This window comes from Desulfosporosinus sp. I2, assembly GCF_000960765.1.
In the GTDB taxonomy this organism is placed as follows: Bacteria; Bacillota; Desulfitobacteriia; order Desulfitobacteriales; family Desulfitobacteriaceae; genus Desulfosporosinus.
Genome location: NZ_JYNH01000035.1, coordinates 1 through 13,292, shown reverse-complemented (window position 1 = coordinate 13,292; position 13,292 = coordinate 1). Strand labels below are relative to the sequence as shown.

At 41.4% G+C, this 13,292-nt stretch carries 16 protein-coding genes; all 16 read left to right on the top strand.

Going from position 1 to position 13,292, the window contains the following annotated elements; all coding sequences use genetic code 11:
* The first annotated feature begins 33 nt into the window (after positions 1-33).
* Positions 34-213: a hypothetical protein gene (locus tag UF75_RS10320; RefSeq protein WP_045574525.1), complete on the top strand. Its 180-nt coding sequence runs from the start codon at positions 34-36 to the stop codon at positions 211-213.
* A complete protein-coding gene (locus UF75_RS10315; RefSeq protein WP_045574524.1) occupies positions 214-885 on the top strand; it encodes a Fic family protein in 672 nt (223 codons plus the stop codon).
* Between the two features lie 58 nt (positions 886-943).
* Positions 944-2,737 (top strand): DNA cytosine methyltransferase, encoded by a 1,794-nt coding sequence (locus UF75_RS10310; RefSeq protein WP_045574523.1) that lies wholly within the window; start codon positions 944-946, stop codon positions 2,735-2,737.
* Between the two features lie 509 nt (positions 2,738-3,246).
* On the top strand, positions 3,247-3,678 hold the full coding sequence (locus tag UF75_RS10300; RefSeq protein ID WP_045574521.1) for a DUF551 domain-containing protein: 432 nt from the start codon (positions 3,247-3,249) through the stop codon (positions 3,676-3,678).
* A 561-nt stretch (positions 3,679-4,239) separates the two neighbouring features.
* Positions 4,240-4,443, top strand: coding sequence for a hypothetical protein (locus UF75_RS10290; protein ID WP_045574519.1), 204 nt, complete (start codon positions 4,240-4,242; stop codon positions 4,441-4,443).
* A 5-nt stretch (positions 4,444-4,448) separates the two neighbouring features.
* Positions 4,449-5,237, top strand: a complete 789-nt coding sequence (locus UF75_RS10285) for a ParA family protein (protein ID WP_045574543.1) — start codon at positions 4,449-4,451, stop codon at positions 5,235-5,237.
* On the top strand, positions 5,230-6,225 hold the full coding sequence (locus UF75_RS10280; RefSeq protein WP_052693139.1) for a ParB/RepB/Spo0J family partition protein: 996 nt from the start codon (positions 5,230-5,232) through the stop codon (positions 6,223-6,225). The genes UF75_RS10285 and UF75_RS10280 overlap by 8 nt, the downstream gene beginning before the upstream one ends.
* Complete coding sequence (locus tag UF75_RS10275) at positions 6,215-6,433, top strand: hypothetical protein (RefSeq protein ID WP_045574518.1); 219 nt, start codon at positions 6,215-6,217, stop codon at positions 6,431-6,433. Before UF75_RS10280 ends, UF75_RS10275 begins: the two co-directional genes overlap by 11 nt.
* Positions 6,430-7,107 carry a JAB domain-containing protein gene (locus UF75_RS10270; RefSeq protein ID WP_052693137.1) on the top strand — a complete coding sequence of 226 codons (678 nt, stop codon included), beginning with the start codon at positions 6,430-6,432 and terminating at the stop codon, positions 7,105-7,107. The genes UF75_RS10275 and UF75_RS10270 overlap by 4 nt, the downstream gene beginning before the upstream one ends.
* A 74-nt stretch (positions 7,108-7,181) precedes the next feature.
* Entirely contained in the window at positions 7,182-7,505 is a 324-nt protein-coding gene (locus UF75_RS10265; protein ID WP_045574517.1) for a hypothetical protein, read from the top strand.
* 25 nt (positions 7,506-7,530) lie between these two features.
* Positions 7,531-8,220 carry a DUF6710 family protein gene (locus UF75_RS10260; RefSeq protein ID WP_082075093.1) on the top strand — a complete coding sequence of 230 codons (690 nt, stop codon included), beginning with the start codon at positions 7,531-7,533 and terminating at the stop codon, positions 8,218-8,220.
* 84 nt (positions 8,221-8,304) lie between these two features.
* Positions 8,305-9,261 carry a DUF3991 and TOPRIM domain-containing protein gene (locus UF75_RS10255; RefSeq protein ID WP_045574516.1) on the top strand — a complete coding sequence of 319 codons (957 nt, stop codon included), beginning with the start codon at positions 8,305-8,307 and terminating at the stop codon, positions 9,259-9,261.
* Between the two features lie 19 nt (positions 9,262-9,280).
* Positions 9,281-9,466 (top strand): hypothetical protein, encoded by a 186-nt coding sequence (locus UF75_RS10250; RefSeq protein WP_045574515.1) that lies wholly within the window; start codon positions 9,281-9,283, stop codon positions 9,464-9,466.
* Positions 9,467-9,698: 232 nt separating this feature from the next.
* Positions 9,699-10,241 carry a hypothetical protein gene (locus UF75_RS10245; RefSeq protein WP_045574514.1) on the top strand — a complete coding sequence of 181 codons (543 nt, stop codon included), beginning with the start codon at positions 9,699-9,701 and terminating at the stop codon, positions 10,239-10,241.
* A gap of 20 nt (positions 10,242-10,261) precedes the next feature.
* Positions 10,262-10,591 carry a MobC family plasmid mobilization relaxosome protein gene (locus UF75_RS10240; RefSeq protein WP_045574513.1) on the top strand — a complete coding sequence of 110 codons (330 nt, stop codon included), beginning with the start codon at positions 10,262-10,264 and terminating at the stop codon, positions 10,589-10,591.
* Positions 10,592-10,662: 71 nt separating this feature from the next.
* A partial coding sequence (locus tag UF75_RS10235) for a relaxase/mobilization nuclease domain-containing protein (protein ID WP_052693136.1) occupies positions 10,663-13,292 on the top strand: 2,630 nt, incomplete at its 3' end.

Sequence of the window (13,292 nt, the reverse complement as noted above, 5' to 3'; positions counted from 1 at the left end):
AGATATAAAGTAATTTTGGATGGTGGTGATGAAATGAAAGCAAGTAAGAAACGATCTCCTGAAGAAATCAAGCTAATCCTAGCGAATGCAAAGACAACGATGGCTATCGAGGGCTTTGAGGTTACTGAAAAAGAAACTGAATTAGTCAAGCAATATCTCGAAGGCTCCTTATCTGAAGACGAGGTAGTGAGGCGGATTAAAGGTGGGTTGTGAATGGGACAATTTGAGTATTGCTATCCAGGAACGGATATATTAAAAAATAAATTAGGAATCCGTGATTCAGAAAAATTGCATGATATGGAACGGGGACTTACTTTTTTTCGATTGGCAGCCTTAGAAAAGAATCCTATTCAAGGTAACTTTGATTTGCCCCACCTAAAGAAAATACATCATTATATTTTTCAAGACATCTATGATTGGGCTGGTCAAATTCGAGTTGTAAACATTGCTAAAGGAAATTCAGTGTTTGCCCTTCAACAGTTCATCGAGCCTCTATGCAATGGTCTATTTAGGCAGTTGAAAAAAGAAGATCATCTTAAAGACTTAGGCTTTGATAAATTTAGTGATAGGCTAGCTTTCTACACATCTGAAATTAATGCCTATCATCCGTTTCGGGAAGGGAATGGTCGATCCACCAGAGAATTCATACGTTGTTTGGCAAAAGAGGCCGGATATGTTCTTAATTATTCCGAATTTAATAGTAGGCAATTAATGGGTGCCTATATATCCTCATTCAAGGAAAATAATTTAATGCTTGCGAACATATACAAAGAAAATCTAAGATCAAACTTTCAGGAAAGAGAGAATTTATCAACAGGTAATGAACGCGAATGGGAAATAAGAAATGACCAGGAAATAGAAGATGACTGGGAAAATGAACTTTAAGAGCAGTAGGATTATTCCTACTGTTTTTGCTTTAGAAATTTAATTTAGAGGTGATCCCATGCAAGAAAAAACCCTAGCTGTCCTATTCGGTGGCATCGGCGGGTTTTCTGCCGGTGCTACTAGAACAAAGGTGGAATACGCTGGTCAAGTTTACAAATACAGATTACTTGTAGCTATTGATTGTGACCCCCTAGCCTGCCAAAACCATGATCTCATTACCGGCGAGTCAACTGCCAAAGTAATGGATCTATTCAGCAGGGAGCAATACATCAGCTTCCATGCCCAAGAACCACCCGAAGACTGGCAGGAAGTTACTCCAGGGGATCTATGGGTGGCCTTTGGGTATCAAGTCCCCAATAAAGTATTTCTCAGCCCTCCGTGCAAGGGACTTTCCGGACTATTGCCGGCAAAATCAGCCGAAACAGAGAAATACCAGGCATTGAATTTGCTTACGCTGCGAGGACTAGAATTAACGCTAAGTGCATGTGATGTTTACGGTGGAAAAGTACCTGAGATCATTCATTTTGAAAACGTTCCCCGCATTACGAGCCGAGGTAAAATTATTCTGGCCGCAATTAAAAATCTACTCAAAAAATACGGTTACGCAGTTGATATGAACCCAAGTCACAATCTTGGCGAAGTAGGAGAGTTGGGTCAAAATCGGATTCGTTTCCAAATCATGGCCAGACAAGAAAACAAAATACCCAACTTCATCTATCTTCCCCCGAAAAAGCCATTAAGGACAATCGGGGATGTCATCGGGCCTTTGCCTTCACCTGGAGATACTGCTGCTTGCGGATGGCTGCACCGTCTTCCACAGTTGCAATGGAAAACATGGGTAAGACTAGCACTCATTCGTGCTGGTGGTGACTGGCGCGACCTTAACGAATTAGAATGGCAGAACTACGGGATAACCTATGTTCCGCGTGGAGGTGGAGCATACGGTGTTCAGTCATGGAAAAGACCATCCAGAACTATTACAGCTAGGGCAAAGGTTAATGGAAGCAGTGGATGTGCTGCCATAGCTGATCCCAGGACAAATTATAAAAATGATACTCACGCATCCATATATCGAGTTTGCTGTTTTGATCAGGTAGGTCCAACCATAACAGGAGCAATCGGTCCTACTAATGGCTGTATTAGTATTAGTGACCCGAGATTGATGCAAAGAAATGGAAGACATCCAGGAGTATATAAAGTGGTTAGAATAGATGAGTCATCTCTATGCATTACAAGAACTCGGTTTGGTAGCGGGGCATTGGCTGTTGCCGATCCAAGAATTTCTAACCGCCCAGGTAGATATACAGACAAATATCGAATCCAACAGTGGAAAAAAACAGGGAATACGGTAACAGGCGTGACAGATATCCAGAGTGGAGCTCAGGTCATTGCTGATCCTCGTCTTAGCTGCACCCCTCGATCCGGCTCCTATGGTGTTCAAGCTTGGAATCAGACTTCAAAAACTGTGACAGGAAGTGGAGATATTCATTCCGGTACAGCCGCCGTCGCTGATCCCAGACTACCTGAGGATACAGATCGGGGAGTTTGGATTATTATCTCAGAAGATGGAACCTGGCACAGACCTTTGACAACCTATGAATTAGCCATGCTGCAATCTTTCTCAACCCATTTGCCTGACGGAAGACCCTTTCAGATTGAGGGATGCTCCGATGCCAAGGCTCGAGAATATATCGGGAATGCTTATCCTCCAGACGCTGCAGAGGCGGTGTGTATGTCAACGCTCATGGCTTTGGCAAAAGCTGATGAGAAAGTAGAGTTTGAGCTGAGTATGGATACAATTTGGGTTAGTCCTACAACTCAAGACGGTGAAGAAAAAACTGTTATAGCCTAATGTTTTTAAGGAGATGAGAAATACGATGCTGGAAAATCAGAAAATAGTCGAGACCAATGTCTGCGAAAAGTTTAGATGTTGTATGTGCCCCAATCTTCATAAACCGGATAACACGCTATGTCCAACAGGGTTCCTGAAAACAGAAATTACTAGTTGCCGTTTCGTGAAAAAATATATTTCAAGGCACGGTATCAAAAGCCAGGGAAGGCAGGATGGAAGTGCTTGAATATTTTACCTTGGAGAAAAACGTTCGATGAAGCACAGGGTGACCTTAATGATTATGCCAAAATAAAGAGATGGGAAGAACGGCATATTGAGTAAAACCCAGTATTATCGGTATTTCTAAAGCCATTAGACTGATATCTAAATGTAAGCCTCTCAGTAATATTTAAACTGAGGGGCTTTTTTGAGCGCAGAGTGACCGCCTACCAGGGCGGGTAATGCGGCAAGCCGGTCACAAGCCCGGCCGATTGCTAGCGATATTTAGAGAAGGGTGGAGAACAGCAAAGATGGCAAATGAAACATGTCTTAGTACCGATCAAAGAAAATCCTCCAAAGGAGTGGGAATGAGTTACTTTGAGAAACAGTCTTTTCTTAAGGATCATAGTAAATTTGAAAAGGAAATGGCCATAATTGATCCTATAAGAGAAATCCAAGCAGGAAATCAGTACGAAATTTTAAAGAACGGACAGATTGCGAAAGGAGAATGGCCTGAAGGGGATATCCCAATATTAACGTATCAAGATGGCTGGTTATCCGTAAATGAGCAATTGCCGGAAGAATACACAATGGTACTGATTTGGGATGGTGACAATATCTATCGAGCAGAATATGTGGATGGAGAATGGCACGGGATTCCTGACAACACAGGATTCTTTCTCGACTCGATCACGCATTGGCGGCCATTACCGGAAGGACCAAAAGAAGAGGTATCCTCTTGAACCTTAAGCAACTCTCGTTACTCATCCTGCCCGGATCTTATTATTAAAGGGCAATAAGGCAGAAGGACTCAAATCTTCCAAGACACAACAAGGTCGCCGTTTCTCCATGAAGGAAAGACTACCCTTAAAGGGTGATATGGCAGTATGCCCCTTTGTATTTCTATGTAGCCGGTATTTCATTTTTGGTGCTGAAGGATTAAAAATAGAGAGGATGAGTAATTATGCTTATTCTTAAAATACCAGTGATTGGAGTTCTGTTAGAACGCTTTATTTACAATAGACGACATTCAAAGTTTGACTCAATGTACAATGTTCCGTTTATAAGAAAAACAGAGATTCTTGATGAAGATCTAGTAGTCACTGATTGCTCTAATTGTATGATTTGTTGTTTTCAAAGGTTGGCATATATACCTCTTAACACAGACGTGATTGAGTGCATCCATCCAAATAAGGAAAACTGTAATTCAATTGGTATCGCAGATGACCTTTGTACAGGTAGAATTAGACCTATTGAAAATGAATTTATACGTTATAATCTCTAACAAGGATGGAGTGAACACATTGTCCTATTTTAATCAACTCTCATTGGCCAATGTTTTTGATTTTCAAGAGAATATCTTAGACGATATAAAGAAAATTAACCCCTCAGAAAATGCTCTGAGGGGTTTTATCTTTAATCGCAGAGTGACCGCCCATCGCGGGCGGGTAATGCGGCTAGCCGGTCACAAGCCCGGCGTAAACGCTATTTTACGAAAGGAACGATGAAGTCAATGAATCAATGCGAAATTATTGCCATAGCCAACCAAAAAGGAGGCGTAGGCAAAACTACCACTACCATCAACCTTGGTTATTCCCTTGCCGAGAAAGGTAAAAGGGTTCTACTCGTTGACTGCGATCCCCAGTCTAATCTCACCATGAGTTTTGGTATCGACCAACCAGACGAGCTTCCCATAACGCTCTATCACCTTATGGCAGATATCCTCGAAGAAAAAGAACTGCCTCTGAGAAGTGATTACATTCTTTCCTTCAGTAACCTCGATATCCTGCCGTGCAGTATAGAATTAGCAGCTATAGAGGTTAATCTAGTTAATGCCATGAGCAGAGAGATTACTTTAAAGGCCATCCTTGATCAACTTAGACCCTTCTATGATTACATCATCATCGACTGCATGCCCTCATTAGGTATGCTAACGATTAACGCTCTGGCTGCCTGTGATCGGGTCCTGATTCCTGCAGCTCCCCAGTATCTATCTGCCAAAGGCTTAGAACTGCTACTAAGGAACATTATCCGAGTCAAGCGTCGTATAAATCCTGCAATTGAGATTGATGGGATACTCATCACCATGTTCACTGAGCGTACGAAACTAAGTAAAGAAATCGTCACCCTCATCAACGACTCATACGGCAGTCATATTAAAATCTACGAAAGCAAAATTCCTGTTAGCGTCAAAGTGGGTGAAGCTGTTCTTAATTACAAGAGCATTATAGAATTTGACCCTAAAGGCAAAGTTGCTGTAGCCTACAAGAACTTTGCAAAGGAGTATGAGGCGAATGAGTGAAAGAAAACTCTTATCTTTGGAAGATATGTTTGGTGGTCCGATTAAAGAAACACCTATAGAAAGGAACAAGGAAGCGATCACTGAATTAGAGATTGCCAACCTTGTTCCTTTTACAAATCATCCGTTTAAACTTTATACTGGCGAACGTTTAGAAAACATGGTAGAAAGTATCAAAGAAAACGGTGTCATTCAACCCATTGTCGTTAGGCCAATTGCTGACGATAAATTTGAGATTTTAGCCGGGCACAACCGTGTCAATGCCTCCCGTTTAGCCGGGCTTACTAAAATCAGAGCAGACATTCGGGAAAATATCAGTGATGATGAAGCCTCATTAATCGTTACTATTTCCAATTTCGAACAGCGATCACCCTCGGATATGTTACCGTCAGAATTAGCGAAATCCTTAAAAATGCAGCTTGAAGCAGCCAAAGCAACCGGAAAAAAACAAGAGCTAATTAATGCACTGAAAATGCCACAAAACCCGCATGAATACAGGGATTATGAACAAGTGGCCCCAGTGGGGCCGCGAGGGATAAGTGCGGAAAAAGTAGCGGATAACAACAGGATGAGCCGAACTAATATCCAGCGGTATATTCGATTAAACTTTCTTATTGAGGGATTGCTGAATAGGGTGGATGAAGAAAAGATAGCATTGCGTCCTGCTGTTTACCTATCTTATCTATCAAAAAACGAGCAGCAAATAATTGAGGATATTATATCAATTAACAATTTCAAGATTGACATGGTTAAAGCGGAAAGAATGAGAGGATTATCAGAGCAAGGCAAATTAAGTGGAGATAACATTTATTCAATTCTTTATGGAGAAGAGAACAAAAAAACGAAGAAACCAGCCGGAATTAAACTTAAACCCAAACTGGTAACCAAATTTTTTCATGCTGGTCAAAAACCAGCTGAGATTGAGCAAATCATAGAGAGCGCGCTAACTTTATATTTCGAACAAGAAAGGGGCATTAATCATGCCGACTGAAAATCAAGACCTTACGCAATTCAAAGAACTACTTATCAAGCTCACCGAACCAACCGAAAATGAAAAGGATAGTCTAAAACTTTATCTTGAGCAATATGGGATAAACCTTTTAAATCATCTTGACCAAGTTGATCTACCCTTACCTCTGCTGGAAAAACTTGACGCTATCCGAATTCTAATAGCAGACAGCAAGGAGGTTAACGAATGAATCCCTTGCACAACCAAGTCTTAGAAAATCATTTCCTAAATGGATTGGCCGGGCTTACCGGCCTTTCCCACGCCAGGCTCAAAGAGTATTCTGATTCCAATTCTTTTTTTAATATCCTTGATCACCCTCAACTTATTAATCCAACTCCCAGGCAACTAGAAAAAATCGAACTTATAAAAGAACTCATTAAAAGCTATAACGTACTAAGAACACTGGAAAAGGAGACAAAAGTGGTTTTTAATAATCCTTATGATGCCGGAAAATACTTTGTAGCTTTACTTGAGGGAAAACGGGACAAAGAAGTATTTATGGTAACTTTTTTGGATACAAAGTTTAAAATCATCGAAACCAAAATATTTAGCGAAGGAACGGTAAACCAAGCTCCTATCTATCCCAGAGAAATTCTAAAACGAGCGTTAGATTGCAGTTGTAAAGCCATAATGCTGGCCCACAATCATCCCAGTGGAGACACAACCCCTAGTCGAGAAGATATTGGAGTAACTCAGAATATGGTTAATATTTTTGATCCTTTGGGTATAGAGATTGTCGATCACATTATCGTGGGTGGCGTGAACTATTACTCGTTAAGAGAAAATAATGACTTTACTTCCGAAGTAACAAACACACCAAACTATACTCCAGTGCATATTAAGGATTTCGAGCTTGAATTTTAAAGGCGGGAACACCGCATTGTTTATATATCTTTCCATATCGTACCTATAGTTAATTATCGAATGGAGTTAGAACAATGGATAAAAAACTTCAAGCCATAATACAACCGTATGATAATTGGGATAACAATGTAGATCGTCACGTCAATCTACAGGCGAAAATGGCTTTGCTCCAATTTTATAGTCAACTATCGAAATGTTCTCCAGCGATTCGTTATCAGGCAGGGGATATAGCCCATTTCCAATATCTTCACTTCTTTGTACAAATCAAAAAAGCCTTTGAAGAAGAAAAGTACCTGAGAGTATGCAACGAATTGCTTTCACTGATGCACTATCTCCCTTTTTCTCAGAAGAGAATTTATAATAATACCATTAGAATTCTCTCAACCTTTTTAAAATAGAAGGGGAAGGTAGGTACATACAAACGTGTTTGAAAGCTTTTGGAGAAAGACTTTTCGTAAAGAAGAGCAACTGAAGGTACAACCCAGTTGGGAATTCAACTATGCTATGGATTTCGTTCGGCAAACTCTACGATATGAACATAGTAAAGAGGATCAGAACGTTATCTTAGCCTATATGTTGAGCCTCATCAGGGAAGACTTAAAAAGTGACTTGCTGACAACCATCTTGTACAACAAAGAGAGCTTTGATAAAGAAATTAGTTATCCCTTTCCTCTGTCTTATGAGAACGAATTGGGTAATCAAATTTGGCTTGATTCTGAAGAGACCCAGATAAAAAGAGTGGATTTAGCTAATGATTGTGTTTTAGTCCTGTCCTGGAATAGAGATAGAATGAGAAATAGCATAAAGAATATAGCGAGAAATCCTTTTGAATTCAGCAGAACAAACCATCTAGCCTACTATTTTACTTATATCGATATCTGCTATGCCTATAATGGAACTCATTCCATTTCTTCCGGAATTGGACATAAAAAAGGAGTCATCGAGGCCAAGACAGTTGATATTACTCCAATGTTTGATCATGTATATACGGATGGAGTTAACTGGTATAGCCAGCATAATGGAATGAAGCTAAAAGCCTTATGGGATTTTCGCATAGGCGTAATCTATGAAGTATCCAAGATCAAATATAAGCTTGAAAATGAACAATGGTAACACAGTGAACTCAATAATCTCAAGGCGCAAAATACTGCGTCTTTTTTTAATACCTTAAATCAAAGTGAAAGGAGGTGAACCTACATGGGAAAGCTTTTCACCGATGAGCAGATTGCTCAGGCTAACCAGATCAATATTCTCGAATACGCCCGTCAGTCTGGTTATCCTGTTGAGAAAGTCACACCTAAAGAATACAAAGTTCCCGGCTTTGGCGGTTTACGTATTGACGGTGCTGGTTGCAAATGGAACTGTTTTTCTGCTAATGCAGGCGGCGGGCCAATCCAATTTGTCATGTACACGGAGAAAAAAAGCTGGGTTGATGCTGTAAAACAACTACTGGGGCTAAGCTCTAGTCAAAACGATTCGCTATATCGAGTTCCAAGGGATATTGAAAAAGAAAAGGAGGAAAAAGGAGAATTTGTTTTACCCGAAAAGAATAGCACCTACAAACATGTCTTTGCCTATCTAATCAACACCCGAAAGATAGACAAGGACATTGTTATTTCTATGGTCAAACAGAAAAAGATTTACGAAAACACTCATCGATCCTGTGTCTTCGTTGGCTACGATAAGGAAGGCGCTGCCAGATATGCTTCAGTTCGGAGCACAAATACTTTGGGTAGCTCATACCGGGGGGATGTGGCTAACTCAGACAAAGCCTTTGCGTTCAATATATCAGGGTCAAGCAACACCATTCGAGTCTTTGAAGCACCTATTGACGCATTAAGCTATGCTACATTCCTTAGACATTTTGAGTCTGAGAATAAGGATCACATGTTAGCCCTTGGGTGTTTAGGAGATATTGCTTTAAAACATTACCTCAAAGACCATCCTGAAATCAATCAGATCATATTTTGCTTGGACAACGATCAGTGGGGCCGCAATGCACTAGACCGATGGGTAGAAGAGTACAAACCAAATTACTCTTTAGCCCATCACTTCCCAAAGGGGAAAGACTGGAACGAAGATTTAGTCTCTTTTTTCAAAGAGATGGAGCAAGGGAGGGGTGGACAAGACTTTGAAGAAGAGGCCGAGATGTGAAAGGAGGCATTGAAAAGTAATGAACTCAAGCTTATTAAGGTTATTAGAGCTAATCAAGATATTCAACGGCGGCGAAGTAGCTGTCAGTCTTGTGAGTGAATTTAAGGCATTTGCTGAATATGAAGAGAAGATAGAGACCATTGATGAGCTTATTGAGGCGATGGAGGTAGAAATGAGCTATTGGGAGCTTGAAAGTGACAAATAAGTTAAGCAGCAAAAGCCTAGTTTCTTTTTCAATATCACCGCCCCAGATTGCGTCTTTTGTCATGGCAAGCTTCCTACTTGGGTGCTCACGCACCCAAGTAGCTTGTTGGGAGTGCCTCCCAAACCCTCTTATGGGGACTGCGTCCCCAAACCCCTCTTGGATACTGAAAAACTTCGAAGATTCTGCCAAATATTGGCGAGTTTAGACCAGAGGATTGAAAGGCGGGTAGTGTATGTCAAACAATAAAGATTGGTTCGCAGTTTCTTCATTTTTGTATTCGGGAATCTCAAGAAAAATTAGTTTTTGCAAGGATTTTCCTAGGTTTGCGACTTCTGAAAATTTAAAGGAATTGGAAGATGCCATAAAGATTTATTCGAAGAATTGCATTGTGAGTGGGAAATTTTTATTAGAGGAGTACCAAGCTCTTTGTGAGGGCTTGGAAGTCCATGGAGATAAAAGCGAAACTCATCAAGAAAATATTCAAAGAAAAAGCATAGAGGATTATAGAAAACTGGAAAGATTTGATCCACAGCAACTTAAACAAATTGAGATCGGTTTGGAAAAGGGAATTGATGTTTCAAAGTACGCTGATCCTTCCTATGACGTAGATCAAATGCTGGAGATCCGTTGGGGCCTGGAGGATGGCGTAGATGTGAATTCCTATGCTGATCAGGAGCTTACCCCAAGAGAAATGGAAGCAAAACGACTAAATATGATTTGGAGTAGCAAGGTCAGTGAGGAAGTAGTAGAAGATGAATATGACCAGGAAATCTAACCATTAAGAGGTAAGGATGAATGAGGGCTAAACCAAAGCGAGTTGTCATTTGGGTCACAGAAGAAAAAAAGAAGGTACTTAAGGAAAAAGCGAAAGCCGCCGGTAATTGCGCGCTATCTGACTACATGCTGCAGATGGAGGACCGAGGAATGATTTACGTTGTTGAAGACGTGCCCAAGCTGCTCCGGCAGCTTAGTGGAATGGCCAACAACCTGAACCAGCTTACTCATTTATGTCACATCGGGAAAATTAAAGATCCTGAAATTCTCGTGCACCTTAAATCGAATATGAATGGGGTGAAGGACATATTGCGGTCATTGAATTCATTAATCGCGCGAACAAAGAAATAAGAAGTCTTCAGAAGGCAATTCACTATATTACGAATCCTGAGAAGATCAAAGTCAATGATTTTGATACTGAAATGATGGCCATCGAAAGGGTTCTGAAAGATGAAGACAGTTCTAAGATTGTCTTGGACTATATTATGAACCCGAATAAAACTGATCTCGTTACGGGTGTTAATTGCGTGCCTGAAACGGCATTTGAAGAGATGCTAATGGTTAAAGCTGCCTACAACAAACAAGACGGCAGACAGTTTATCCACTTCGTTCAATCCTTTCATCCAGCCGAGCAGGTTAAACCGCAGCAGGTCCACGAAATCGGCGTTTGTTTAGCAAAAGAATTTGAGCGGTTCTCTGGTTTTCAGATAGTCGTTTCAACTCATTTGGATCAGGAACATCTCCACAACCACTTTGTTTTTAACACTGTCAACATGGAGACGGGTTTGAAATGGCAACAAAGTCCTTGGCAGATGGAGCAGTTGAAAGACTTCTCAGATCAACTTTGTAAGAATCACAATCTCAGTATAATCGAACACAAAGGAACTCAAAAAGAATCCACAGGGGAGAGGAGGGCCAAAGAGCGAGGAGAAAGTTGGATGCACGAACTACGGTTAGCAGTGGATGCCTGCATACAAAATTCTACTGACCGAGTCAATTTCATTTCCAACATGCAAAAACTTGGCTATCAAGTGGTCTGGACTGATACCCGGAAGGACATCACCTTTATCACCCCTCAAGGCAGGAAGTGTAGAAACTTGAGACTGGATAAATCCCTCACGAAAGAGGCTCTACAAGAATCGTTCGCCCTCAATAAGGAATTTAGCGACCCCAAGGCCATGGCCGATCAAATCAGACGGTTGGAATTGGCAACTAAAGTTTCAAACATGGTACCTGTTGAAGAAGAATTGATCTCAGGGCGAGACATTGAAGGCGAATATGAAGAGGATGGAGTCGAGGATCAACTTAGTGAAAGTCAAGATATCAGCATGATTGATCATGAAGGAGCTCAGAGGGAGTCCAGTGGGGAGCACAGAGCCGAGAAAGATGAACAGAGTTGGATGGATAATCTCCGTTTAGCTGTTGATACCTGCAAACAAAATTCTACTGACCGAGTCAATTTCATTTCCAACATGCAAAAACTTGACTATCAAGTGGTCTGGACTGATACCCGAAAAGACATCACCTTTCTCACCCCTCAAGGTAGGAAGTGCAGAAACTTGAAACTGGATAAAGCTCTCACTAAAGAGGCTCTGCAAGAATCTTTCGCCCTCAATAAGGAATTTGGAGATCCCAAGGTCATGGCCGATCAAATTAGAAAGTTGGAATCGGCGGCTAAAGTTTCAAACATGGTGACCATGGAAGAGGAATTGATCGCAGGGCAAGATATTGAAGGCGAATATGAAGAGGGGCAAAGCGAGAATATAAATGAAGATACTGTGATGAATGTGGAAGGGGATGAAGTCGAGAATCAAATCGAACAAGGCACAGAGGTTGAGGGTACTCTCGAAGGAGAGTCATCAAAAGAGGATTTAGAAGATACAATCGCTGATTTCCAAGAAACTAACTACAGCGTGGAATGGAGTGATCGGTACAAAGAAGCACGTGCGATTCTTTATGGCAGTGATGAGATGGAGCAAAACTTTACTGAAGCCTATCGTCTGTTCTTAGAGGAGGCTCAAATTGGCAATGCTCTTGCTCTTCACGATCTAGGTCGGATGCACATGGACGGACTTGGCGTGGAGATGAATCCTGATATAGCTCAAGAATGGTACACTAGGGCACTTATCGCATTAAGAGAGGTAGAAATAAAAAAGCCGGGACCATACACCCAATACCGAATCGGTAAAATGTATGCTACGGGTTTAGGGACACCTCAGAATTACGAAGAAGCAGCTAACTGGTTCAAGATGGCAATTGCCAAGAATCACAAATATGCGCAGTATTCCTTGGCCGGCCTTTATTATCGTGGTCAAGGGGTAGAACAAAGCTTTACGACAGCTTTCTCTTTATATCAAAAATCTGCAGCGCAAAAGAACGTTTACGCTTCTTACGAAGTTGCAAAAATGTTCCGCAATGGAGTGGGCACAGAAATAGATGCTATGAAGGCTGATCAGTATTTCAAAAATGCTTTTATCGGCTTTTCTGAGTTGGAAGCCGAAAGCCACGATGATAAGCTTCAGTATCGCCTTGGTCAAATGCTCTATACGGGTACCGGCACAGAAAAAGATGCAGTCAAGGCTGTCGATAACTTAGAGCCGTCCGCCAAGCTGGGCAATGTGAATGCCCAGTATTTACTTGCCAAGATTTATCTTGAGGCTGATAGCGCGCTTGAAAATGTAGAGAGAGCGCTGGAATGGCTGAGGAAGGCGGCGGAAAATGGCAATGCTCAGGCTCAATATGCCTTGGGTAAGCTCTACCGAGACGGCAACCATGTAGAAAAAGATATAGTCAAAGCTGTGGCGTTGTTCAAGTTGTCTGCAGAACAGGAAAATCAATTTGCCCAATATGCCCTGGGAAAGCTGTATCTGTTTGGAGAAGAGATCCCGAAGGATGTGGAAGCAGCCGTCAAATGGCTGAGAGCATCTGCCGAGCAGGAAAACGATTTTGCGCAATATACGCTAGGTAAGTTGTACCTAGAAGGCAAAGAGGTTCCCAAAGATGTGGAGGGAGGGCTAAAGCTACTCACGGCTTCAGCAGAGCAAGGAAATCC

What these genes read in the sequence shown, in the direction of transcription:
- UF75_RS10320 (WP_045574525.1), top strand. Translation starts at nt 34, where the DNA reads ATGAAAGCAAGTAAGAAACGATCTCCTGAAGAAATCAAGCTAATCCTA.
- UF75_RS10315 (WP_045574524.1), top strand. Translation starts at nt 214, where the DNA reads ATGGGACAATTTGAGTATTGCTATCCAGGAACGGATATATTAAAAAAT.
- UF75_RS10310 (WP_045574523.1), top strand. Translation starts at nt 944, where the DNA reads ATGCAAGAAAAAACCCTAGCTGTCCTATTCGGTGGCATCGGCGGGTTT.
- UF75_RS10300 (WP_045574521.1), top strand. Translation starts at nt 3,247, where the DNA reads ATGGCAAATGAAACATGTCTTAGTACCGATCAAAGAAAATCCTCCAAA.
- UF75_RS10285 (WP_045574543.1), top strand. Translation starts at nt 4,449, where the DNA reads ATGAATCAATGCGAAATTATTGCCATAGCCAACCAAAAAGGAGGCGTA.
- UF75_RS10280 (WP_052693139.1), top strand. Translation starts at nt 5,230, where the DNA reads ATGAGTGAAAGAAAACTCTTATCTTTGGAAGATATGTTTGGTGGTCCG.
- UF75_RS10275 (WP_045574518.1), top strand. Translation starts at nt 6,215, where the DNA reads ATGCCGACTGAAAATCAAGACCTTACGCAATTCAAAGAACTACTTATC.
- UF75_RS10270 (WP_052693137.1), top strand. Translation starts at nt 6,430, where the DNA reads ATGAATCCCTTGCACAACCAAGTCTTAGAAAATCATTTCCTAAATGGA.
- UF75_RS10265 (WP_045574517.1), top strand. Translation starts at nt 7,182, where the DNA reads ATGGATAAAAAACTTCAAGCCATAATACAACCGTATGATAATTGGGAT.
- UF75_RS10255 (WP_045574516.1), top strand. Translation starts at nt 8,305, where the DNA reads ATGGGAAAGCTTTTCACCGATGAGCAGATTGCTCAGGCTAACCAGATC.
- UF75_RS10250 (WP_045574515.1), top strand. Translation starts at nt 9,281, where the DNA reads ATGAACTCAAGCTTATTAAGGTTATTAGAGCTAATCAAGATATTCAAC.
- UF75_RS10245 (WP_045574514.1), top strand. Translation starts at nt 9,699, where the DNA reads ATGTCAAACAATAAAGATTGGTTCGCAGTTTCTTCATTTTTGTATTCG.
- UF75_RS10240 (WP_045574513.1), top strand. Translation starts at nt 10,262, where the DNA reads ATGAGGGCTAAACCAAAGCGAGTTGTCATTTGGGTCACAGAAGAAAAA.